Source organism: Streptomyces sp. NPDC020801 (genome assembly GCF_044334385.1).
Lineage (GTDB): Bacteria > Actinomycetota > Actinomycetes > Streptomycetales > Streptomycetaceae > Streptomyces.
Window position 1 is genome coordinate 134,118 of sequence record NZ_JBIRST010000019.1, and the last position, 21,574, is coordinate 155,691.

General features: G+C 69.4%; 19 protein-coding genes. 9 read left to right on the forward strand and 10 right to left on the reverse strand.

Going from position 1 to position 21,574, the window contains the following annotated elements; all coding sequences use genetic code 11:
• Nucleotides 1-72: 72 nt before the first annotated feature.
• Entirely contained in the window at nt 73-3,177 is a 3,105-nt protein-coding gene (locus ACH4UM_RS31660; protein ID WP_398186772.1) for a BTAD domain-containing putative transcriptional regulator, read from the reverse strand.
• A gap of 456 nt (nt 3,178-3,633) precedes the next feature.
• On the opposite strand from ACH4UM_RS31660, the gene ACH4UM_RS31665 reads away from it, so the two are divergent.
• The 3 genes from ACH4UM_RS31665 to ACH4UM_RS31675 all read left to right on the forward strand — a co-directional run bounded on the left by ACH4UM_RS31665 (nt 3,634) and on the right by ACH4UM_RS31675 (nt 7,654).
• Complete coding sequence (locus tag ACH4UM_RS31665) at nt 3,634-5,172, forward strand: CHAD domain-containing protein (protein ID WP_398186775.1); 1,539 nt, start codon at nt 3,634-3,636, stop codon at nt 5,170-5,172.
• Nucleotides 5,173-5,981: 809 nt separating this feature from the next.
• Nucleotides 5,982-6,182 (forward strand): hypothetical protein, encoded by a 201-nt coding sequence (locus ACH4UM_RS31670; RefSeq protein ID WP_398186777.1) that lies wholly within the window; start codon nt 5,982-5,984, stop codon nt 6,180-6,182.
• Between the two features lie 554 nt (nt 6,183-6,736).
• Nucleotides 6,737-7,654 (forward strand): hypothetical protein, encoded by a 918-nt coding sequence (locus ACH4UM_RS31675; protein WP_398186780.1) that lies wholly within the window; start codon nt 6,737-6,739, stop codon nt 7,652-7,654.
• Between the two features lie 55 nt (nt 7,655-7,709).
• Here ACH4UM_RS31675 and ACH4UM_RS31680 read toward each other — a convergent pair whose 3' ends face one another.
• The 5 genes from ACH4UM_RS31680 to ACH4UM_RS31700 form a co-directional block, all read right to left on the reverse strand.
• Nucleotides 7,710-8,294, reverse strand: coding sequence for a hypothetical protein (locus ACH4UM_RS31680; protein ID WP_398186781.1), 585 nt, complete (start codon nt 8,292-8,294; stop codon nt 7,710-7,712).
• 268 nt (nt 8,295-8,562) lie between these two features.
• Nucleotides 8,563-9,747, reverse strand: a complete 1,185-nt coding sequence (locus tag ACH4UM_RS31685; RefSeq protein ID WP_398186784.1) for an SPFH domain-containing protein — start codon at nt 9,745-9,747, stop codon at nt 8,563-8,565.
• A 13-nt stretch (nt 9,748-9,760) separates the two neighbouring features.
• Complete coding sequence (locus ACH4UM_RS31690; RefSeq protein ID WP_398186787.1) at nt 9,761-10,012, reverse strand: hypothetical protein; 252 nt, start codon at nt 10,010-10,012, stop codon at nt 9,761-9,763.
• Between the two features lie 634 nt (nt 10,013-10,646).
• A complete protein-coding gene (locus ACH4UM_RS31695; protein WP_398186789.1) occupies nt 10,647-10,811 on the reverse strand; it encodes a hypothetical protein in 165 nt (54 codons plus the stop codon).
• Nucleotides 10,812-11,232: 421 nt separating this feature from the next.
• The gene (locus tag ACH4UM_RS31700) at nt 11,233-11,880 is read right to left on the reverse strand and encodes a hypothetical protein (protein ID WP_398186791.1); all 648 of its coding nucleotides are present in this window, start codon (nt 11,878-11,880) and stop codon (nt 11,233-11,235) included.
• A gap of 113 nt (nt 11,881-11,993) precedes the next feature.
• On the opposite strand from ACH4UM_RS31700, the gene ACH4UM_RS31705 reads away from it, so the two are divergent.
• From ACH4UM_RS31705 to ACH4UM_RS31715, 3 genes are all read left to right on the forward strand, one after another.
• Nucleotides 11,994-12,230 carry a hypothetical protein gene (locus ACH4UM_RS31705; RefSeq protein ID WP_398186794.1) on the forward strand — a complete coding sequence of 79 codons (237 nt, stop codon included), beginning with the start codon at nt 11,994-11,996 and terminating at the stop codon, nt 12,228-12,230.
• A 21-nt stretch (nt 12,231-12,251) separates the two neighbouring features.
• Entirely contained in the window at nt 12,252-12,881 is a 630-nt protein-coding gene (locus ACH4UM_RS31710) for a hypothetical protein (RefSeq protein WP_398186797.1), read from the forward strand.
• Nucleotides 12,882-13,027: 146 nt separating this feature from the next.
• Nucleotides 13,028-13,720, forward strand: a complete 693-nt coding sequence (locus ACH4UM_RS31715; protein ID WP_398186800.1) for a lysophospholipid acyltransferase family protein — start codon at nt 13,028-13,030, stop codon at nt 13,718-13,720.
• 251 nt (nt 13,721-13,971) lie between these two features.
• On the opposite strand, the gene ACH4UM_RS31720 is transcribed toward ACH4UM_RS31715, so the two are convergent.
• Nucleotides 13,972-15,360, reverse strand: coding sequence for a S8 family serine peptidase (locus ACH4UM_RS31720; protein ID WP_398186803.1), 1,389 nt, complete (start codon nt 15,358-15,360; stop codon nt 13,972-13,974).
• A 566-nt stretch (nt 15,361-15,926) separates the two neighbouring features.
• Here ACH4UM_RS31720 and ACH4UM_RS31725 point away from each other — a divergent pair.
• Together ACH4UM_RS31725 and ACH4UM_RS31730 are read left to right on the forward strand one after the other, a co-directional pair.
• Nucleotides 15,927-16,340 (forward strand): RidA family protein, encoded by a 414-nt coding sequence (locus ACH4UM_RS31725; RefSeq protein ID WP_398186805.1) that lies wholly within the window; start codon nt 15,927-15,929, stop codon nt 16,338-16,340.
• Between the two features lie 454 nt (nt 16,341-16,794).
• Nucleotides 16,795-17,343 (forward strand): GNAT family N-acetyltransferase, encoded by a 549-nt coding sequence (locus tag ACH4UM_RS31730; protein WP_398186808.1) that lies wholly within the window; start codon nt 16,795-16,797, stop codon nt 17,341-17,343.
• Between the two features lie 306 nt (nt 17,344-17,649).
• Here the strand turns inward: ACH4UM_RS31730 and ACH4UM_RS31735 are convergent, their stop codons facing one another.
• The gene (locus tag ACH4UM_RS31735) at nt 17,650-18,453 is read right to left on the reverse strand and encodes a glycine betaine ABC transporter substrate-binding protein (RefSeq protein WP_398186811.1); all 804 of its coding nucleotides are present in this window, start codon (nt 18,451-18,453) and stop codon (nt 17,650-17,652) included.
• A 169-nt stretch (nt 18,454-18,622) separates the two neighbouring features.
• Between ACH4UM_RS31735 and ACH4UM_RS31740 the strand changes: the two genes are divergently transcribed.
• Nucleotides 18,623-19,576, forward strand: coding sequence for a LysR family transcriptional regulator (locus ACH4UM_RS31740; protein WP_398186814.1), 954 nt, complete (start codon nt 18,623-18,625; stop codon nt 19,574-19,576).
• A 147-nt stretch (nt 19,577-19,723) separates the two neighbouring features.
• Here the strand turns inward: ACH4UM_RS31740 and ACH4UM_RS31745 are convergent, their stop codons facing one another.
• Together ACH4UM_RS31745 and ACH4UM_RS31750 are read right to left on the reverse strand one after the other, a co-directional pair.
• Nucleotides 19,724-20,059, reverse strand: a complete 336-nt coding sequence (locus ACH4UM_RS31745; RefSeq protein ID WP_398186817.1) for an ATP-binding protein — start codon at nt 20,057-20,059, stop codon at nt 19,724-19,726.
• Nucleotides 20,060-20,275: 216 nt separating this feature from the next.
• Nucleotides 20,276-21,517 (reverse strand): MFS transporter, encoded by a 1,242-nt coding sequence (locus ACH4UM_RS31750; RefSeq protein WP_398186820.1) that lies wholly within the window; start codon nt 21,515-21,517, stop codon nt 20,276-20,278.
• Between the last annotated feature and the right edge of the window lie 57 nt (nt 21,518-21,574).

Below are 21,574 nucleotides of genomic sequence, written 5' to 3' on the forward strand. Positions count from 1 at the left end.
CGGGACCGCACGTCGAGGGAGCCCGTATCCACCGCTCGTGGAGCCGTGGATACGGGCCCCGCATCGGGCCGTCTACCGGAGCGTCAGTGTCGCGTGGGCGGACGGTACTCCGGCGGGGTTTTCCCTCAGGAGGGAAGCGAACGGCCACTGGGGCCGTAAGTAGACGTGCTCGCCCCGCTCCTCGATCTCCCGCGCGGCGCGAGCGATGACCTGCCGTGCCGCGTCGTCGGCGCCCGTGTGCCGCAGCGCGTCGGCGAGCAGCCCGAGATGCAGCGTACGGCGCAGCAGGGTCCGGTGCCCGGCAGCATCGCGCACCGCGCTCCGTATCCGCGCCAGGCCCCTCTCGGTCCTGCCCTCGTACACCTCGGCCCAGCCCAGCGGAACGGCGAGCATGCGGTGCCAGTAGGTGAGCTGGCACCGGGCGGTGAGGTCCACCCCGGCCCTGCCGGCCCGCCAGGCGCCCTGTACGTCTCCCTCCGCGACGGCGAGCAGTGCGTCCACGTACCGGGCGAAGGCGCGGTCCCACGGCCGGTCGTAGCGGTCGGACTGGGTCAGCTGAAGGAGTTCCGAACGGTAGTGCTGGGCCCTTGTCCGGTCACCGCTGAGCCAGTGGGTGAGTGCCAGGTAGGCCCGGTAGTCGATTCGCTGATCGTTCAGGAGAGCGCTCAGGCCTACCTGCCCGCCGGACTCGTTCAGGAGACGGTCGATGATGTCGACCCCCTGGCCGAGCGCGGCGAGTGCCTCGTCCAGGCGGCCGCTCACATGCAGCGTGACCCCATCCGCGTAGCAGGCCGCCGACCTGGCCTCCTCGCCACCGCCGTGTTCGGCCAGCTCGTGTAGCAGACCGGCGGTCTCCGCGGCCGCGCTGTACCGGCCCTCGGCGATCGCAGCGATCGCCTGGGTGTGCAGCAGTTCCGTGGGCTGCGTGATGTCGAAGGTCTGCTCCAGCTGCCGGGCCTGCCCGAAGGCCTGCGTCACCCGTGGGGAGCCGTAGCCCTCCAGCAAGGCGTGCAGCCACATCATCTGCTTGCGCAGACGCAGTTCGACGGCGGAGGTCGGCTCGTCCCTGGGCAACGCCGCGATGACGGATGCCACGTCCACCAGGTAGCGCAGAGACTCGGCATGGAAGAAGCGCTGCTGGGCCTGATCCGCCAGGTTCAGCAGGGGACGCAGGCCCTCGTCGGCACCGAGGACCCGGGAGGCCTGCAGACAGTGGTGGCGGATCTCGGCGGTGGCGTTCCCGGGCTGGAACCGCGCGGCCAGGACGGCGGCGACATCGTGGTGCCACCGGGCACGGATGAGGGGCTGAGCGTCCTGCACCAGGAGGTCGCGCACCAGTCCGTGGGTGAAGGTGAGCTGGCCCTCGTCGGCGGGATCGGGGCGCAGCAGACCGGTCTGCAGCACGTCGTCGACGAGGTTCTGCGGCAGCCCGCGCAAGGACAGCACGCCGGCGAGGAGCGGACGCCGGACGCGGGTACCGATCACGGCGCACAGGGTGAGTACGTCGAACGCGTCGGCGGAGCAATTGCTCAGCCGCTCGTACAGCACCTCACGCGCCTCGAAGGGAACCGGATGTCCCTCCGGCCCCTCGCCCGTCGTCGGCGTGGCGAGCAGGCTGTGGAGCAGGAACGGGTTGCCGCCGGAGGCGCGATGCAGGCGGCGCACCTCGTCCTGCGGGGGCATCGTCCCCCGGACCGCGGCGATCAGCTCGCGGCTCTGCCCCTCGGTGAGCCCCCTCAACCGGACCGTGCCGCTGTTGCCCTCCTGGAGAATCCGCCCCACGGCGCGGCGCAGGGCCCGGTCCTTGGCGAGTTCGTGGTCGCGCATGGTGGCCAGCACCATCACCGGGGCGTGGCTGATATGCCTGACCAGCAGATGGAGCAGCTCCAGCACGCGCACGTCGGCGAAATGCAGGTCCTCCAGAAGCAGGATCAGCGGACCGCGTTCCGCGGCCAAGAGCACGGCCTGACAGGTCTGCATCTGGTAGGCGAAGTGCTGCTCGGGTGTCCGCTGGGCCTGGAGCGGCGGCTGGTCCGCTCCGCGGTCGGTGTCCTCCCGTCCCAGTTGCAGAACGGCCTGTTCCCAGACCCAGTAGACCGGGGACGACGGGACCGCGCTGCAGGACGAGCGCACCACGCACACCCCGGCCCCGGCGAGTTGCGCCATCTCGTGCACCAGCCGCGTCTTTCCCATGCCCTGTTCACCGAGGACCAGCAGGAGGCGGCCTCTTCCGCGACGGACGCCTTCCAGCAGGACCTGCAGTCGTTCCACCTCGCCCTGGCGGCCCACGAGTCGGTCGCCCGAGGGCGGAGGAGACACAGCCGCCCTGGGCGCCGTCGGCTCAGGAGCCTGGGCGGTGCGTGGCGGGAGAACGGTCCGGGAGGGCGGGCCGGCCACCGCCGAGTCCGTGAGTTCCTGACGGAGGATCTCTCCGTGCAGGTCCTGCAACTCCCGGCTGAGATCGACGCCCAGCTCCTCCGCCACGGCAGTGCGTATCCGTTCGTAGGTCAGCAGCGCTTCCGCGGGCTGACCGGAGTGGTACTGGGCCGTCATCAACTGGCCGCCCAGCCGCTCCAGTGAGGGATTGCGGCGCAGTTCCTCACCGAGCTGGACGGCCACCTCCTCGTAAGCGCCCATGCGGAGGCATGCCTGCGCCCACACATCCAGGGCTCGCAGCCGGACCTGTTCGAGGCGGTCCGCCTCCAGCACCGCGAACTCGTAGTCGCACAGTTCCCCAAGAGGCTTGCCCTTCCACAGCTCCAGGGCTGACCAGGCCGCCGAGCTCGCACCCTCCAGATCGCCCGCCTTGAGCAGCCTCCGGCAGTCCTTCACCTTCGCCTCGAAGACCACGGCATCGACCAGCCGGGCGTCGGCGTCCAGCAGATAACCATGAAGGTGGTGGGTGAGCTGCACGGATCGGTCATGGTGCCTGAGCACCTTCCTCAACCGTGAGACATACGCCTGGAGTGTCCCTGTGACCTGACGCGGTGGGTTGTGCCCCCAAATCGCCTTGATGATCGAGGTGAGGGGGACCACACGGCCGACGTGGGTCAAGAGGACGGCGAGCAGTGCGCGCTGCCGGGGTGGGCCGAGGTCGATGCGCTTCCCGCCGGAAAGCATGCCCAACGGGCCGAGGATTTCGAATCGAAGGTTGGAAGCAAGGACGTCATCGGTCATCGTGTCACCCCGGTTCAAACGAATTGGCTTGCTCTGCTCTCGGCCATGGCACTGCCGGCCTCGGAGCCAGGCCCCGAGGTCTGCCTCCCGACACGGATGAATGTGCGGCACAAGAGTTCCGGCGCGGTACCTGTTTGCTACCGGGCGCAGGTCAAAAGGTGCTTCGGACATACCCGGGGTTCCGACGGAGCCGCCACACCACGGCGATGCCCTTGCGCGCTCCGCGTTCGCCGGCGCCGGACTTGTCGCCGACCGGCCTTGCCCTCTGCCCTGTGTCTGGGCCTGCACGTGTACGTGTACGTGCTCTGGGCGGGCCCCTACCTCACCGGCCACCGGGGGGCCTACCGCAATCCGGTCTCGGATACGTGAGACGGCGCCGCAGTACCCGTCTGTGAAGTGGACCGAAAGCGATGTACGCAGGGGTTTGAGACATGCGATTGCGTGAAGGGGCACTGTATGGCCCCATCGATCCGAGAAACGGAACGCAAGTACGCGGCGCCCGCGGCCGAGGACATCTCATGGCTTCCCGACCTGACGGGTGTGGACCCGGTGGCCTCGATCGCAAGGCGGAAGGTGCAGGAGCTGGACGCCGTCTACTACGACACCGATGACCTGCGGCTTACCCGTACCGGTGCGTCCCTGCGGTGCAGGACGGGCGGCACGGACGACGGCTGGCACCTGAAACTGCCCTTGCCGGGTGACAATCGCGAGGAGATCCGGGGCCCGCTGCCGTCGCACGACGTCCCCGAGGAACTGCGCGAGCTCGTCCTCTCCCGCACCCGCGGGGCAGGTCTTCGCCCAGTGATGCGGATCCGAACCACCCGCTCCTTGCGTCACCTCCGCAACATCGAGGGAAACGTCCTGGCCAAGCTGAGCATGGACATGGTGGATGCCAGCTCGCTGCTCGAGGACGGTGGGCACGCGACGTGGACGGCGATGGAGATCGAACTTGCCGACGCCGGCGGCCCCGTGCTCTTGGACGCGATCGAGAAGGCGCTGCGCAAGAACGGTGTCGACCGCGCGCAGAGCCCCTCCAAGGTGGTGCGCGCCCTGGCGGGAACCACGCCCCTGCTGGAGCAGACGCCAGAGGCGGTCTCCGCGGTCACTGCGGGGTCGGCTGCCGACCACGTGCTCGCCTACGTGAACCGGCTGGTCGACGCCCTCGTAGACCTTGACCCGGCCGTCCGTCGCGACCTGCCCGACGCCGTGCACCGGATGCGCACCACAGCCCGCCGTCTGCGCGGCTGCCTTCGCTCCTACCGCTCCGTCCTCGACCGTGACGTCACCGACCCGATTCGGCGGGATCTGAGGTGGCTCGCCAGTGAGCTCGGCACCGAACGCGACCACGAGGTTCTCCGGGAGCGGCTGACCTCCGGTGTGCGGGAACTTCCCGGGGAGCTGGTCCTCGGCCCCGTCACCGCACGGCTGCAGACCTGGGACGCCGCGCAGCTGGCCGAAGGCCGTCGACGCACCCTCGATGCACTCGCCGAACCCCGCTACCTGGACCTGCTGGAGAGGCTGAGCGCCCTCACCGATCAGCCGCCGCTGCGCCCCAAGGCGGCCGGCAAACCCGAGAAAGTCCTGACCAAGGCGCTCCTGAAGGAGTACGGCCGGCTCGCCCAGCGCATGGACCGTGCGCTCGACATCCCCACAGGAGCCGAGCGGGACGCCGCGATCCACCATGCCCGCAAGGCTGCCAAGAGGCTCCGCTACGCCGCGGAAGCGGCCCGCCCAGCGCTCGGCAAGCCCGCGCGACGTCTCGGGAAGCGCGTCAAGGCGGTGCAGCAGGCAAGCGGTGCCCAGCACGACGGCGTCGTGGCTCGCGACGCCCTGCGCCGTCTGGCGCTCTCCGCACACGCGGCGGGCGAGCCCGGCTTCACCTGGGGCGTGCTGCACGGTCAGGAAGGGGCGGCGGCCGAAGCCCGTGAGCGGCAGCTTCCCGAGGCATGGGCCCGCACCCGCGCGGCAGCACAGCGCAAGGCCTTCCGACGCTGACGGATCGCCCGCTTGCAGCAGTCAACCGGGGCCCTCTGCATCGATCTGCCGCTCGGCCTGGCCGCCCTGGTGTGGTCGTGGCCGACGCTGCACATGCCCGCCCGGCGCATCGAACCAAGGATCGACCGGGCCGGGACAATCCTGCTCACCATCTCCACCAGCGCCATCGTGACGGCCGCCACCTGGCCGGGCACCCCCTACGCCGTGTGGGGGGCGTCTTCGCGAGTGCCAGCGGACGCGGCCAGCCGCGCCCTGGCCTGTACGAGCAGTGGGACGGTCCCGGCGCAGTTGCTGGGGGCGCACGCAGCTGCTGCCGCCCAGGGCGCTACCAGATCAGGCACCAGTAGTTGCCGGCCTGTCCGGTACCCACCGACGTGAGGCCCCTCGGGAGCAGCGCCGGATCCGGCCTGCCGACGGCTGCCAGCGAGCAGGCAGGGTCGCCGGCCACCCCGGCGGCGGCCATTCGCTGAGCGGCAGCCGTTGCCACCGTGCTCGTGTACCACCGGGTCGACGCAGGTGACGGCCGCGACGGGGGTGACGCCGATGACGTGGGCGACGATGCCGGCGCGCGTGGCTGAGGTGACGCAGGGGACAGGGACGACCCCGGTGGGGACTCCGGTGCCGTCCTCGTCGACGGCGTAGGTGCCGGGGGTGGGGTCGATGTCAGCTTCGGCTTCGGTGCGGGCGGCGGGGCCGCCGGCGTCCGGCGGGGAGCCGATCGGGGCGGGCTGCTTGACGGCGCTGGTTGCAGGGGGCGGGCCGTCGCCGTCGGCTTGGGCTGCGGTGTGCGTGTTGATGTGGGCTGTGCCGTGCCCGACGTCGTCTGCGGCTGGGGCGCCAAGGACGGCAGCGGGCTCACCGTCGGCAAGGACAGGCCGCCCGAGGCCGACGGCCTCGGGTGGGGCGTGCCGTGGTCCGGCGCCACCAACGTCCACAGGCCGATGCCGCCGAGGACGAGCACGGCGGCCCCGCCCGCGATCCACGCGGCTCGCCGGGGTGGGCGTCGGTGACGGTTCACGCTTCTTACTCTCCGGAAGTGCCGGCGGTACCGCCACTCGGGTGACTGGCTGCGTGTGGTGCTGTGACCGCACGGGTTCGCCGGGGTGATGGCCGTGGCGGTCGGATGTGTGCTGACGGGCGATCCGACCGCTGGAGGCGCGGCGGCGGACCTCGGCATCACCGCCGAGTCGCTGCGGACGTCGGTCCGCAAGGAAGACGAGCCCCAGGCACCGCCCGAGCGCCGCAAGGCCGACGGAGACGGAGACTTGCGTCCCACCTGGAGATCCCGCCTCCCTGGAAGATCAAGATCCATTGTCGGGGTGTCCACTCCGAAGGATCAGCCTCAGGCCCGCAAGTGCCCGTTCGGGCACGTCAACTGAGCATCGTTCTGGGCGTGTTACAGGTCTGTGACATGGGCCGGACAATTCGGAGATCACGGGCGGACAGGCTTTCCCCATCGGACAGAGCAGCAGGCAGCCGAGTGGCCTGGAGTGGCCCGGGGGACGGCGAGCGGCTCTGGCGTTGATGCACTGACCACCTGTCGACGTCCCTGGGGGATCCATCCATGTCCGCTCGCACACGTAACACCGCCGCTGCCATCGCCCTGGCCGCTGCCGTAACCGGCACCGCGCTGCTCGGTGCCTCCGGCTCCGCCAGTGCCACCGCAACGGCCAAGAGCGGTTCGCACGGTGTTCTGACGATCAGTAACGGGACCAAGTACGTTCTGATCAACGGCCGCTGGGTGAACTTCGGCGTGCCCGTCAGGGACCTCGCCTGGTCGCCGGACGGCGCCAGGGCCGCCTTCGTCGACGGCGCGGGAAACCTGGACGTCGCCAACGCCGACGGCAGCAAGCGCGTCGTCGTCGCCAAGAACCCCGGTGACCAGAACTGGTCCCACCCCACCTGGCAGGTGGCCGCGGCCGACAAGCGGGACGGCATCCCCGCCAAGAACAACATCATCTTCGCGGCCCGCGCCAAGGGCGTCTCCCGGTTGAAGTACGTCCCTGCCACGGCCGTCCACGGCACGCCCAGGACGCTGCCCTTGTCGGGCGAGCCGGGCCCGGGTACGCCGAACCTGCCGCAGACCGGCAACGTCTGGCCGAACGCGGCCGGCCACTACGGCACCTCCGTCTACGCGAACGTCAACACCGGGGACGTCTACATCCGCGACGACTACCTCCGCCAGCAGGGCGGCAAGGTCGCCAAGGGCTCGCAGCCCGCGCTGTCGCCCAACGATGAGGAGATCGTCTTCGTCCGCTCCGTCGCCGGGCACGACCACATCCTCATGGACGACCTGACCACAGACACCGTCAAGGACCTCACCCCGCACGCCACCACCGACTACACCGAGCCGGCCTGGTCTCCCGACGGCACCACGCTCGCGGTGCGGACGCCGGGCGGCACCGTGACCGTGCCGGCCAAGGGCCCGGGGCACCCGACCAAGGTCACCTCGGTCGTCGGGCTGGCCGCCTACCGCCCCTGATCCCGCACGGCGCAACGGGACTGGGCTCGTGGCCGGGCTCGTCCGTGCCGCGGAGTCACTCCGCCGCCCGGGCGAGCTCGGCCCTCAGTTCGTCCAAGTGAGCGTCGGTCGTGTCGTGCGGGAGGAACTCGACCACGTCGAGGAAGCGGAACAGGACCTGGCTGCCGGTGATCGCGTACTCGTACTCCGCGAACCCCACCACCGCGCCCTTCGCGCCCCGTACGGCGCCCCGGACGACATGCGTGGTCATCTCGTCCGGCTCATCGGCCGTCAGCCCACGCCTCGCATTCGGACGCGCCAGGTACGGGCAGACCATCGAGGCGTACAGCATGCACGCGCGGTGCCCGGGCCCCTCCAGGGTCGGCGCGAGATTGCGGTAGGGACGCCCGGCAGCCAGCGCCTCGGCGATCGCGGTACTCTCCGCGGCGCCGACCACGCGCCACACCGGTCCCTTCGGCATGAACGCGTCGCAGACCGAGCACAGCCGTTTCCGGGCGCATTCCGCGCTGCGGTCGTGGTCGGTGAGCGCGAACTGTGGCTCTTCCCCCTCCCAGGGGGTGATCGCCGGAACGGGATATCCGCGCTTGTCGCGGGGCCTGACCTCAACGGTCGGCGGCATGGGAACGGTCTCGAAGCGCACGACCCATGCCTACCAGGTACTTGGGCGGACGCACCACCATGGGACGCCGCCCCCGGAACTTCCGCCGGCCGGTGGCTGCTCATTGTCGCTGGGACGAGACAACTCAGCCGGGCATCACGGCGGGACGCGAAGACCTCCGGGCGGTGCGTTCCCAGACAGCTCCACCACACCGGAGGTCTTCGCCATGATCAAGCCCGGCCAGCGTCAACAGTGCTCGTGATCGATACGCAAGTGAGCACTCCCTGAATTACTGGCGCACCAAACTGTTTCAGTCGACGTCCACCGGGCCATCGTTCGACTTCTTCTCCCTGCTCGCGTGCAACTGGGGCAGGCCGTTGCCCTTGCTCTCCTCGGGGCGGCGGCCGTCGGAGTCCTCGCCATTCAGGTTCTGACGAACCGAGTCCAGGATGGTCAGTCCCTGGGAAACCAGGCCGGCGGCGATCTCACCGAGACCGTCCGCGCCGTTCAGGACGTTGACGTTGGCGCCGGCCAGACCGCCGGCGGCCTCCTTCACGATCTGCGGGAGCTGGTCGATCAGCATCCGGTCGAGCGCGACCCGGTCGTAGGAGGCCGCAGCCTCGGCCTGGATCTTCATCCGCTGCGCCTCGGCGGCGGCGAGGATCCTGACCCGCTCGGCCTCGGCCTCGGCTGGCTTCACGACCTCGGCCACCAGCTGCTGCTGGCGCAGCTTGGCCTGGCGCTGGGCCAGCTCCGTCTGGGCGGCGAGCACCTCCTGCTGGGCGTGCGCCTGCGCAAGCGGTCCGGCCTGCGCGGCCTGCGCCTGGGCGCGGTCCACCTCGGCCGAGTACTCGGCCTTGACGACGGCGGTCTGCCGGGCGTACTCGGCCTGCTTGCGGGCCGCCTCCTGCTCCGCCTCGGCGGCGGCCTGGGTGGCCTGCGCCTGGGCGATCTGCGCCTGTCGTTGAATGGCCGCCTTGTGCGGCGCGGACATCGCGTCGATGTAGCCGGTGTCGCCGTCGTCGATCGACTGGATCTGCAGCGAGTCCACGATCAGGCCGATCTTCGCCATTTCCGTCTTCGAGGTATCCAGGACCTCCGCGGCGAGCTTCTGCCGCTCGGTGACGATCTCCTCGACGGTCATGGAGCCGATGATGGCCCGCAGGTGGCCGGCGAAGATCCGGCCGGTCAGCACCGCCATCTGGTCCTGGTCGGAGAGGAACCGCTGGCCCGCGTTGATGATGCTCTCGTGGTCGTTGCCGACCTTGAAGGCGATGACCGCGCGGACGTGCAACGCGATGCCCTGCCTGGTCACACACGTCTCGGTGACCTCGGACTCGCACATCGACAGGGTGAGGAATCGGGTCTTTCGAAAGATCGGGAGCACGAACTTGCCATGCCCCGTCACCACTCGGAACGGCGCGCCCCCCAGTCCCCGCCGACCCCCCGAGATCAACATCGCCTCGTCGGGGGCGGGAACGCGGTATCCGAACATGCTTGTGCTCTCCTCAGCCGGCGCCAGCGGCATCGCCGCCGAGCGCGTCCAATGGATCCACCCACTCGATGACGCCGACCTCGCGGCATCCACGTGATTCGATCACGAGCACCGTTGCCCCCGTGGGCAGGGGGTCCTCCGACCAGGCGAGGAAGGTCTCGGAGCCGCCCCTGACCCGCACCAGGACCTCGCCGGGGCCCGCGGATCCGCGAGTTCCGATGAGTACCTTGCCCGTGCAGCCGATCACGGCCTCGTCCTGCGGCATCACCGGCCGTCCTCCTCGTGCTGGCCCCAGGGTTCCGACGATAGACCCAGTCGGGCCGGGGACCCAACGGGCAGGAGGACTCGGCCCACGCCGCCGGGACGGACGGACCCGGGACTCGGCCGTGTCCCCTTGCCGGGCTGTGGCACTTGCTGGGATGTGTCTGTCAGTTGGTGATCAGTCATGCCGTGTGGGACCGGATCGAGCCGTTGATGCCGGGCCGGCGCCCGTAGCGCCGGACCGGCACCAGGCGAGTGCCCGGATCAACCACCGACCGGTGAAGGCATGCTCGGTCTGCGGTCAGCCCTTCGCAGCACCCCCACCATTGACACGGGCCGCGGCCGTCGCCGGGTGGACCTGTGCCGCGACCACACCATCTGCCGTGCCGAGGCCGTCCCCCACCATGCCGCGACAGTGGAGGGGATCCTCGCCGCTGGCGCGATGAGCCCCGTCGATGATCAGGAGCGTTACCACCTCACGCTGATCGTCGGCGGGCGATCGACGAGTGGCATGCTCCTCGAGGCTCGCTTGCCCGGGTGTTCGCCGGACGCTGGAGCGGCCTTCGCCCATTTCGGAAAAGGGCGTTCGGGCGGGCTCTACGTATGTCGCCCGGATGCATCGTTGCGCCCGCGATGCATTACCGCCGTGTGTGGTCCTGTTGATCAGCGTGGGGTTGGCAGGTGAGGCAGAGTTCGTGGCCTCCGTAGTAGGAGATCACGCTGCCCCAGCCGTTGCAGTCGTCGCAGCCGGCCGCCAAGGCGGCATTGGCGCGGGGGTTTGCGGCGGGAGCGGTGGTTGCCATGGGGCTCTCCTGGTCTTGGCGCTTGTCCAGGTGGTGTGCAGCGTGTTCATTTTATGCCGATTATGTCTGTTTGTGTACCTTGATGTTCGTTTTTTACCGAGGCGTGGAAGTTCGGCGACCGCGGGCATCCGCGGTGGCCTGGCCGCTCCTCCTGGTGTGACTGCGTCGGACTGGGCCATTCGCCTGGGGCAGGTGCCCAGCCAGGGCAAGGGGGGCGGCGATCAGGCGCGACGGCGATGAGATCGGCGTCACTCTCGGATGAGCGACGTGGAAGCCGTGCTCGCGAACGGGTCCGAGTGCGTCGTCGACGGCCGCCTGGCCCTGCGTGGCCAGCAGCCTGGAGGTGACCTTCCCCGTGGTGACGGACCGGCCTGTCGCGTCGCCCGCTACGCAGGGGGGAGGGGTGGCTGCTGTGCCCGGCTCATGTGCCCGAGCCCTGATGCTTGATCTTGATCCAGTCGCGGGAGCGGCGTCCTGGCAGGTAGGGGCTGGTGAGCCGTTTGGCGACCACGCCGTCGAAGCCTTCCCGGCGGGATTGCTCAAGGGCCTGGGAGGCGAGTGCGGGCCAGGCGGCGGGCACAGCGATGCCGGGTCGGGCCAGGGCGAGGTCGTCCAGAAGGTCCCGGCGCGAGGTGTAGGGCAGCTGCACTGTCGACTCCCCGAGATAGAGGATGTCGAAGATCATCAGGCGGGCGGGCAGATCCTCTACCGCGTGGGCGACCGCGTCCGGGTGGTGCAGGCTCATCCGTTGCTGCAGCCTCTCCACCGAAGGGCGCCCCTCGCCGTCCAGCGTAATGATCTCGCCGTCGAGCACCGCCTCCGGCGCGGCCAGCGCAGAAGCCAGCGACTGGAACTCCGAGTACTGGGCGGTGACGTCCAGCCCGGTCGCCGAGATCAGGCGAAGGGTGCCGTCGCCGGGCAGGTGGGCGAGGACCCGGGCGCCGTTCCACAGCGTCTCGTAGGCGTACTCGGCTTCGGTCTGAGGTGTGGGCTGCGGGCCGATCACCGCGAGCATCGGCGACAGGAGAGGCAGCGCACCAGGCGAGACTGACGGCGGGTGCACGCTCATGGTTTCCAGCCTGACTCCTGTAACGGGTATCGGCCACCTGTCAAAGTGCCGGCCGGGGTGCCGGCTCCTTGCCTCATCCAGACCGCACCGGAACAGACACCGTGCGCGCCTTCATGGAGTTCTTCAGCGGCAGCAACCAAGAGATCACTCAAAACCACGGCAAGACGACAGCGATCAAGAAGGACGGCGGCCAGGAGGCCCTGGCGCAGCAGAGGAACGCCGGAGACGGTACCGCCCGGCACCTGCACCTCTCGTATCGGAGTCCGACGCCGAGGGGGACGGAATGGTATGAATCCGATGAACACGGTATATGGGATGTGCGGAGGGAAACCGGGATGGGTCATTGGTGACGCACGGAGTGGAGTTTCGACATGAGTCAAGTCAGAACTGGTTTGTCGGATCTTCCCCAGCCGTTGCGGGCCGTCACCTCGGCACTGCGCCACCTGCCCGGAGCGCCGCTGCTGGGCAAGGCGGTCGGCGGTGCCCTGGACCGGATCGGATCCATCTCGCCACGCGGCCGCCGGATGGCGATCTACACCGGAGCCGGGGTGCTCGGTGTGGCCGGGGTGGTGGAGTGGCCGGTGGCGCTCACCGGCGCGGCCGTTGCCTGGCTGACCCAGGCGCACCCCGGACAGAGCGTGCAGGAGGAGATGCCGCAGGACAGCCCACGGCTTGCCGCGGCCGGACCCGGCCCTGCCATTGCCCCAGCCGGAGCCCAGGGGGGTAGGGAAGTCAGGCCCGCCGACGCCGAGTGGGAGCGCTATGGTGCCGGCGATAGGCTGGAGCCCTCCCACTTTCGCCATGAACCTCCCCGACACCACGTGCACGAGCAGCCCGCCAAGGTCGGTGACCCCGCCACATCATCGGCGCTCAAGCAGGTCGCGGAAGCCTCCGCACACCACGACGAACCGGGCCCATCTTCCGAGCACCCGAGCGGGGGCCGTGCCCACCAACACGAACACCACCGTCGGCCCACCGACGGCCACCGGCACAGCGGGTGACCCGGGCCACGACAAATGCAGAACCGCAGACGCTCGGGTTCTTCCACGAACCGCCCGTGCGCATGAGCCAGCTCGTCCGTCGGGAACTACCGGCACGCGGCGGAACATGGACCCGGGCCGAGGGGAGCGGCAGTGGGGAGCCGGCAGTGTTCTATTACGTGCTCAAGTACCTCCTTCTGGGGCCATTGCTGCGGCTGCTGTTCCGGCCACGGGCGGAGGGACTCGAGCACGTTCCGGCGGAGGGCGCGGCGATCGTCGCCGGGAATCACCTGTCGTTCGCAGACCCCCTCCTCATGCCCACGGTCCTGAAACGGCGCATCACGTTCCTGGCCAAGGCGGAGTACTTCACGGCGCCGGGCCTCACGGGCCGGCTGACCGCGCTCGTTCTCCGCGGTGCCGGGCAGATTTCGGTGGACAGGTCGGGCAGGGCCGCGGGCCAGCCGGCGATCCGGGAGGGGCTGGGGGTGCTGGCGAAGGGAGAGCTGCTCGCGATCTACCCGGAGGGCACGCGTTCCCCCGACGGTCGGCTTTACAAGGGCAAGGTCGGGGTCGCGGTGATGGCGCTTGCCGCGCAGGCTCCGGTGATTCCGTGCGCGATGGTCGGGACATTCGAGATCTGGCCCCCGGGACGGGTCCTGCCGAGGCTCCGCCCGGTCGCGATCCGATTCGGGGAACCGCTGGAATTCTCGCGCCTGGCGGGGATGGAGCGCCACGAGACGGCACTGCGAGCCGTCACCGACGAGATCACGTACGCGATCCTGCGGCTGTCGGGCCAGGAGTACGTGGATCAGTACGCGGCCGACGTGAAGGCCGGACGGGGGGAGGGGCGGCGGGGCTGATGTTCCGCCACCGCTGATGATCAGCCCACCTCTCCTGGCGCAGCCCGGGTGGGAGATGACGATGGCGCCGGCGGTGCGCTCCGAGACGAACGGTCACGGCAGCCCCGGCCTCGGGCGCTGTCACGGCCGGATCACCGGCTCGGCCCCGCCGGACCTGCGCAGGCCGACGGACGGCCCGGGTACCGGACCCGGACCGTCCGTCGGCCAACCTTCGGGGAAAGCAGGAGCTGTTGCGTCAGCAGCGTGGTGCGTCAGTCGTGATGGCTCGCCCTGGCGAGGGCCGGTACGAAGCGGAGGGCGTCCACGGTGCCCACGCCGGTGGCCATGTCGAAGCCGTTGACGGCCTTGTAGCCAGTGACGCCGGCGTAGCTGTTGTCGGTGCCGTCGTTGACGTCGACGATGCCGGTGTTCTTGTCGTGTTGCGCGGCGGGCCTGGAGAGGTTGTACAGCGCCTCGTTGATGTTGCCCACCCGATGGCCGGCCGCCTGGTCGGCGAGGGCGACGATGCCGGAGAAGAGCGGGGAGGCCTCGCTGGTGCCGCCGGAGACCTCCCAGCCGATGGCGGTCGGATCGAAGCTGGAGTAGACCCAGGCGCCGCCGTTGACCGCGGCGGCCATCGACACGTCCGGGGTGGCACGGCGGGCGCCGACGACCTTCTTCACCCGGTTCTGGAAGGCCGGGCGGGAGAAGACGTGGGACTGGCCCCCGCCGCCCGCGCCGTTGTCGTTGTAGACGCTGTCCGGCTTGACGCGCTCGCCCTTGTCGTTGAGGTGGAGCTGGGTGCCTCCGACGGAGGTGACCAACGGGTCCGAGGAGGGCCAGGAGTTGACGCGCTCCTTGTAGTAGGTCTTGCCGTCCTCCTTGAGGTCCGTGGCGCCGCCGTCGCCCGAGGAGGCGAGGACGGTCACGTGCTTGCGGTACGCGTCCTGGAAGGCGTAGCGCAGGTTCCTGATGCTGGAGAAGTCGCCCTTGCCGAAACCGGGGAACGTATTCTCCGTGGCGCCGAAGCTCTGGCTGATGACGTCGCCGACCCCGTGGTCGATCAGGTACTTCTCGGCGTCCATCATCTCCGGCAGACCGGTGGTGCCCTCGGTCTCCGAGACCGCCGTCTCCACCAGGACGATCTTGGCGTCGGGCGCCACGGCGTGGGCCATCTCGACGTCAAGGCTGGTCTCGCCCGCCCAGCCGGTCATGTCCGGGTTCTTGGGGTCGAACACGGGGACCTTGCCCCACTTGACCACGTTCACCTTGGTGCTGGGCAGGCCGAACTGCTTGCTGTAGACATCGAGGTCGTGCTGGACCGTCGGGGAGCCGAAGGAGTCGACGATGACGATGGTGCGCCCCTTGCCCGTGATGCCCTTGCGGTACAGCGGGTTGAGGTTGTACGCGGTGCGGTACTGCAGCGGGTTGTAGCAGGCGATCTTCCACTTGGCCCGGCACTGCTCGATGGAGAGCGGGCTGGCCACGCCGTGGACCAGGTTGTGCCCGGCGACGGTCGGGACCGCCTTGGGGTGCGGCACGGTGGTTGGCGCGGCGGTGGTGACGCCGGCCAGCGGAGCGGCCGCCAGGGCGGCGACGGCGAGGGCGGCAGTGGCGGCGGGGTGAGCCGCGGCGCGCCGCTCGGTACGGGCTATGTGCATGAATCCCCCTGAGTGGTTCGGAGTCTCACGAAGTGGTCACCACGCATCCCATCCAGTGAGTCATGCACAGGACAAGACCATTGAACGGTCGATGTCGAATCCTTTACCGAAACAGCACCTTGCGGCGGTCCGAGCCGCGTCATGACGGTGCAACTCCCGGATTCCGTCCGGACGCCCTGCGACGCCTCCGCTGTACGCGCTCGACCTGAGTGCGACGCAGCGCGAGGTCCTGTCGTGGCTGAAGGAGCACGGCCCCTTCTTGTGCGCCGTCGATCTGCGGCCCCGGGAAGAGTGAGTACGTCGTCTCCCGCGGTCGTACCTGTGCGGTAGTAGCCGTGGCAGCCGCCGAACGCCGCGCGCTGTGGCTCTTTGAGGATCCTCGCTCCGGCCGCACGGGCCCGCTGCACGGCAGTGCCCACTTTCGGCGGGAGGGGAGGGATTCTGCGCAAGGGTGAACGGTGTGCCGAACGCTGCCTGATGCGGCTTCGCCGGAGGTAATTGATGCGGCGTGCTGCGTCGGCAGCTGAGAGCATGACTGCTCTCACGTGCACCGAAGGGAAGCTGCTGTGGTCCGTGCCATCACCCTGATCCGTTCCAACTCGCTGTCCGACGTCGCCGAGTACGCGTATGCGGCCACCGCGCCGGCCGAATCACGTTTGATCTTCCTCGCCGGGGCATGCCCGTTGAACGAAGATGGGTCAACGGCAGCCATCGGGGACTACGCGGGGCAGGCAGCGAAAGCCGTTGAGAACATGCGGATCGCACTGACGGAGGCTGGTGCATCGGTCGAGGACGTCATCAGCACCCGGGTGCTCGTCGCGTCAACGAGCCGGGCAGATCTGGTGGCCGCCTGGGAGGTGGTCCGGGACGCGTTCGGTGCCCACGACGTCCCCAGCACCCTGATCGGAGTCACCGTGCTTGGCTACGACGACCAGCTCGTAGAGATCGAAGCCGTCGCCGCCGTGCTCGACCAGCCATGACTCGGCATGCTTCAGGCAACGTTCGCCCCCGGCAGGCATCCGGCCAGGCTGGGGCGCCCCCGAAGCGTGTGGCCTGATAACGGGGGCACGGCTAACGTCGCGGCCGTGGACATCAGTTTTCTTCGACAGCCTCAAGGGCAAGCGGCAGGGCTGAAAGGGTCCGTGCACGACGCGGGATGGTCCGCGGAGACGCCAAACGCCTCGTGGAGCGCCGGTAAGACCAGGACGAACGTCCCGGCACGGCGCGTTGAAGAAGGAATCCCGGAAGAGCCGGACGACCCAGGCCAGAACCCCTGGACTTCAGGCCGGGGAGCACGTCAACCCGTGCGCCCGCGCCGCAGAATGCGGTGGGAATGACCTCATCGCCCCCAACTCGGCAGGCAGGGTCGCAGAGCCTTTCATCCTGTTCCTTATCCACTCGCAGTGCAGGCGGGGCCTTTCTACCCTCGCAGTCATGGATATTCGTGAAGAGCGGGCCGGTGACAGGGAAGCGGTGCGCAGTCTTCATCTGGAGGCGTTCGGTGATCACGGTTGTGTCGTGGCGGAGCTGGCGGATGGCTTGCGCGACACCTTGACCGCTTCCTGCGGGCTGTCGCTGGTCGCTGAGCAGGCCGGGCGGGTGGTGGGACATGTCATGTTCACCCGCAGCCTGCTCGATGCCCCACGGCGCCTGGTGGACGTGCAGGTGCTCAGCCCGCTGGCCGTGATGCCCGGTCACCAGCGACGAGGCGTGGGCTCAGCGTTGGTCCGCGGTGGTCTTGAGATCGTCGCCCGGCGGGCGGTTCCGCTCGTCTTCCTTGAAGGCGACCCGGCCTACTACGCGCGCTTCGGGTTCGTGCCCGGCGCAGAACGGGGCTTCCGTAAGCCGTCCCTGCGCATTCCCGATGCGGCCTTCCAGGTGCTCAGCCTGCCGGCGCACGAGTCGTGGATGACGGGGACGCTGGTGTACTCGGAGCTGTTTTGGCAGCACGACGCGGTCGGACTCCGGGACGCCAGCGCCTGACCGCCGACTCGAAGGGCACCTTGGCCTCGCCATCAGGGTCCGTGCTCTGCCGGACCTTGTAGACGACGGGATTGACCGCGACGGCCCTGACGGCCCTGACCTTCACCGGCAGGTCCTGGGTCGCGGTTCGGGGACGCGGAGCTTCAGGTCGACCAGGCTCTGAGCGTTGCTGATCGGGAGTCTCTTGCGGTGGCCGACGGCGTGCATCGTGGTGTCGCCCATGGGGGGAACTCCGATTTCCGTATCGATGGTTGAGCAGTAAAGGCCGTATGTGCCGATGTGTCGTATGTGTCGTCGCGGCGCCGGTCAGGAGGGCAGCGCAAGGCCGGAGTCGGCGAGGTAACGGTCGGCGGCCTGCAAGGGGGTGAGGCGGTCCACGTTGATCAGGGCGTCGATCTCCTCGACGCCTTCGTTGCTCAGGCGTAGCTGGTCCAACCTGGCAACTGCGTGGGGGTGGATGCGGTCCAGGGCGGCGAGGCTGATGATCGGGCTGGCGTTGTCCACCGTTCCCAGCAGGCCTTTGGGGTCCACCAAGGGGCGCAGGCCGTAGAGGCGGTTGAGGTAGTGCGGGCGCCACAGCGGTATGACGAACCATTCGCCCGTCGCGAGACCGCGCTCCACGCGGGAGATGAAGCCGGACTCGGTGCCGGGGTTGAAGGTGTAACCCACCCGGGCCAGCCCGTATTCGTCCACCATTCGGGCCGAGAAGCGGCTGATGCCGGCTCCCGGGTTGATGCCGTCGATGGCCGTCGTCGTCCTTTCGGCCACCTCGGGGCGTGCCAGGTCGGCGACCTCCCGCACGTTCTCGACGGGCATGCAGGGCGGCACCGCCCACACGCAGTACGGCTGGTAATGAGGTGTCAGCACACGCACCCGGTCCCGGTAACGGGAGAGATACGTGTCGTGGCTCGAAGGCAGCCACGCTGATACCAGTACGTCGATGTCGCCGTCTTCCTGGAGCCGGAACAGCTGCTCGTGCGGGGCCTCGACGCTGTTCACCCGGTGACCGTGGGCCTCCAGGACGCGACGTGTGACCGCTGCCACGGCCCGGTGGAAGGACAGGGCGATGTTGCCCACGGTGATGGTCGGCTGGAAGGAGGGGCGCGACATGATGGCTCCTTGGCTGTGGCTGTGAGCTGCGGTTCTCCGGCACGTTTCGCCGAGCGCCCGGACCGTCCGACCCCTTCGGGCCGTCAGTTCCTCGGCATGTCCTCACGATGCGCCTTTCACGCACCATAAGTACAATGAATCCTCAGCATCCTTTCCATATGCTGAGTGCATGGCGACACTGCGACAGCTGGAGTATCTGGTGGCCATCGTGGACGAGGGGTCGTTCACTCGGGCCGCCGAAAGTCTCAACGTCACCCAGCCCGGGCTTTCCCATCAGTTCCAGGCCCTGGAACGCGAGGTCGGCGGGCCGCTGCTGGAGCGGCTGCCGCGCGGAGTGCGGCCCACGCCGGCCGGGCGCTCGATGCTGCCGCACGCCCGGGCCGCCCTGGCCGAGGCCGGCCGGGCCACCGCCGCCGCCCGCCGGGCCGCCGGCGTGTCCACCGGCGAACTGCACCTGGCGACGCTCTACTCGGTCAGTTCGGGTGTGCTGCCCACGGTCCTGGGCCTGTGGCGGCACACGCATCCCGGGGTACGAATCCGGCTGTTCGAGCACCGTCGGGGCGACGAGTTGGCGCAGGCCATGGCCGCCGGTCGGGCCGACGTCGCCGTGGGCCCGCTGCCGGACAACTGGGAGGGCACCGCCCGCCACATCGGCACCGAGGAGTTTCTCGTCGTCACCCACGCGGATGACCCCGTGGCGGCCTCGGACCATGCCCCGGACGTTCGGCTCTCCGACCTCGCGGAGCGGGAATGGGTGCACTTCACGCCCGACAGCGGACTCTCCGACATCCTCGAACAGGCGTGCGTGACGGCCGGGTTCCGGCCCCGTGTTGCGGTGCGCACCGAACAGGCCCCCTCGGCCATCGGGTACGCCGCCGCCGGGCTGGGCCCCACGCTCGTGCCGGCCAACACCATCCCGCTGCACTTCGGCGGGGCGTTCCTGCGCCCCGACCCACCTCTGCGCCGACAACTGACCGGGTACACCCGTACCAGCCCGGACCCGGTGACCGCCTCGTTCCTGGAGATTCTCGGCGACCACGCGCCCCTGATGCCCGCACATGTCGGCAGGCGCCTGCGCACCACCGACCGGACGGCCCGGCGCCCGCCGCAGGAACGACGGTGACCAGGTCCCCGCGTGGTCAGGCCGTCAGGGGAACTCCAGCCAGGCAGGGCGCAGTCACGGGAAGTCGGCGGATGCTCTGCCGGTCTGCGGCATGCCGGCATGCCGTCTCCCTCCGGGCTCACGGAGTACGGAGGGAGACGGCGCGGGTCAGGTGCGGGTTATGAGGGCGCATCTCGCCCAGACGGTTTTGCCGGTCGGGCGGCGATATGTTCCCCAGGCCTCGACGAGGGAGTTGACGAGAGCGAGGCCGTATCCGCCGTGCGCGCCACGTCGGTTGGGCGCGAGGACAGCGGGCGACGCGCTGCTGGTGTCGTCGACTTCCACTGTGAGCGTACGGCCGTCCCAGATGAGACGCATTTCGAGGGCACCGCCGGCGTGTCGCCAGGCGTTGGTGACGAGTTCGGTGGCGATGAGGGCTGCGGTGTCCGTGTTGTCGTGGTCGTCGGAACCAGCGGATGCGGAGACGCCGAGACAGTGGGTCATCTGGTGGACAGCGGTGCGAGCGCGGCGGCCGGGGACCGGGTGGCCCCTCAGGTGGATGCGCCGTGAGAGTGGCGGAAGCGCACCCGGATGGCAGGGTTCTCGGGGCGGCGGTGTCGGAGTCATGGGGGTCACCGTTGGGGTGGGAGGGCGGGAGTTCCGGTGACTGGTGCCCTGCCCGTTCACGTCGCGGGGAGGGCACCAGCCGGCGGACGCGGGTCAGGCCGGACGGGTCTCGGCCGTGAGGGTTTCGACGGTCTCCAAGCCCGTTCTCCGGTCGTACAGCCATATGGCGGTGAAGGCCACGACGCAGAGAGCGGGGAGGATGCTGACGGTGGCAAAGGCGTACGCCGCGCCGCGAGTGTCGATCATGTGTCCCATCCAGGGGAGGGCGATCGCGGTGGCGAGCATGCCTCCGGATCCCATGAGGGCCAGGACGAAGGAGCCTCCCTTGGGGCAGCGTTCAGCCACGGCGCCGAGCATGGTGGGCCAGTACCGGCTGATGCCGAGCGCGAAGATGGCTGCAGCCGCGTACGAGGCCAGAGCGCTGTGGGCGTGGGCGAGCAGTTGGAGTCCGGCGGCGGCGAGTACCGAGGATGCGGCCAGGACGGCAATCGGGCCGGCGTTGCCCAGCAAGCGGCTGCCGAGGATACGGGCGGCGAACATGATGCCGTTGACGAACGTGAGGACGAGAATCCCGGAGGCGCCCGCGAGTTGCCCGAGCGTGTCGGGCATCCACTGGTTGGGGGCCAGTTCGGTGGATGCGGTGAGGAACATGCAGGCCAGCAGTACCAGGAAGATGGGCCGGGCCGCGGTGCGGAACATCTCCCGGCTGCTTACCGCGGCAGCAACCCGTTCGCTGGGAGGGAAGCGGAGAGGAAGCAGGACCACGCCGTAGACGAGGACCGAGAGGATGATTGCGGCGAGTTTCATGCGCCAGTCCAGGCCCGCAAGGGTGAATCCGTAGCCGACGAATCCGCCCACGATCAGACCGCCGGCGAACCACGCGTGGAAGGCGTTGAGGCGCCGTGTCTTCTCCCGTGGGTAGAGGGAGGCGACGAGGGGGTTGGCTGCGGCTTCGATCAGTCCGTTACCCAGGCCGACCACGAGTGTTCCGGCGAACAGCATGTTGAAGCCGGGGGCGGTGATGGTGAGGACCAGTCCGGCAAGCTGAGCGATGAAGGCGAGAGTGAGGATCTTCCTGGCACCCAAGGCGTCCACCAGGAGGCCGCCGCCCAGGATGGCGCCGACGTAGCCGTAGAAAGCCGCACCGGCGATGAGGCCGAGCTGGTAGTGGTTGAGGGAGAAGTGCTGCCCCAGCGCGCCCATGATGTCGCCGCGTACGGAGAACGTCATGCCAGTAGCGGCGAGGGCAATGCAGCTTCCGACGAACAGCCGTCGAACATCGAATGGAACGGCCGTGGTGGCCGCGGATCTGGGGGAGCGACTGAGCGCGGTCATGGCGGGCTCCGTGTCGGGGATGGAGGGGTGAACGGAGGATGTGGGGGATCCGCCGGG

Coding starts and splice junctions, on each gene's coding strand:
- ACH4UM_RS31720 (WP_398186803.1), bottom strand. CDS start 15,360: ATGCACATAGCCCGTACCGAGCGGCGCGCCGCGGCTCACCCCGCCGCC.
- ACH4UM_RS31745 (WP_398186817.1), bottom strand. CDS start 20,059: ATGACCCACTGTCTCGGCGTCTCCGCATCCGCTGGTTCCGACGACCAC.
- ACH4UM_RS31730 (WP_398186808.1), top strand. CDS start 16,795: ATGGATATTCGTGAAGAGCGGGCCGGTGACAGGGAAGCGGTGCGCAGT.
- ACH4UM_RS31660 (WP_398186772.1), bottom strand. CDS start 3,177: ATGACCGATGACGTCCTTGCTTCCAACCTTCGATTCGAAATCCTCGGC.
- ACH4UM_RS31700 (WP_398186791.1), bottom strand. CDS start 11,880: ATGAGCGTGCACCCGCCGTCAGTCTCGCCTGGTGCGCTGCCTCTCCTG.
- ACH4UM_RS31690 (WP_398186787.1), bottom strand. CDS start 10,012: ATGCCGCAGGACGAGGCCGTGATCGGCTGCACGGGCAAGGTACTCATC.
- ACH4UM_RS31695 (WP_398186789.1), bottom strand. CDS start 10,811: ATGGCAACCACCGCTCCCGCCGCAAACCCCCGCGCCAATGCCGCCTTG.
- ACH4UM_RS31665 (WP_398186775.1), top strand. CDS start 3,634: ATGGCCCCATCGATCCGAGAAACGGAACGCAAGTACGCGGCGCCCGCG.
- ACH4UM_RS31685 (WP_398186784.1), bottom strand. CDS start 9,747: ATGTTCGGATACCGCGTTCCCGCCCCCGACGAGGCGATGTTGATCTCG.
- ACH4UM_RS31750 (WP_398186820.1), bottom strand. CDS start 21,517: ATGACCGCGCTCAGTCGCTCCCCCAGATCCGCGGCCACCACGGCCGTT.
- ACH4UM_RS31740 (WP_398186814.1), top strand. CDS start 18,623: ATGGCGACACTGCGACAGCTGGAGTATCTGGTGGCCATCGTGGACGAG.
- ACH4UM_RS31705 (WP_398186794.1), top strand. CDS start 11,994: ATGGAGTTCTTCAGCGGCAGCAACCAAGAGATCACTCAAAACCACGGC.
- ACH4UM_RS31710 (WP_398186797.1), top strand. CDS start 12,252: ATGAGTCAAGTCAGAACTGGTTTGTCGGATCTTCCCCAGCCGTTGCGG.
- ACH4UM_RS31675 (WP_398186780.1), top strand. CDS start 6,737: ATGTCCGCTCGCACACGTAACACCGCCGCTGCCATCGCCCTGGCCGCT.
- ACH4UM_RS31735 (WP_398186811.1), bottom strand. CDS start 18,453: ATGTCGCGCCCCTCCTTCCAGCCGACCATCACCGTGGGCAACATCGCC.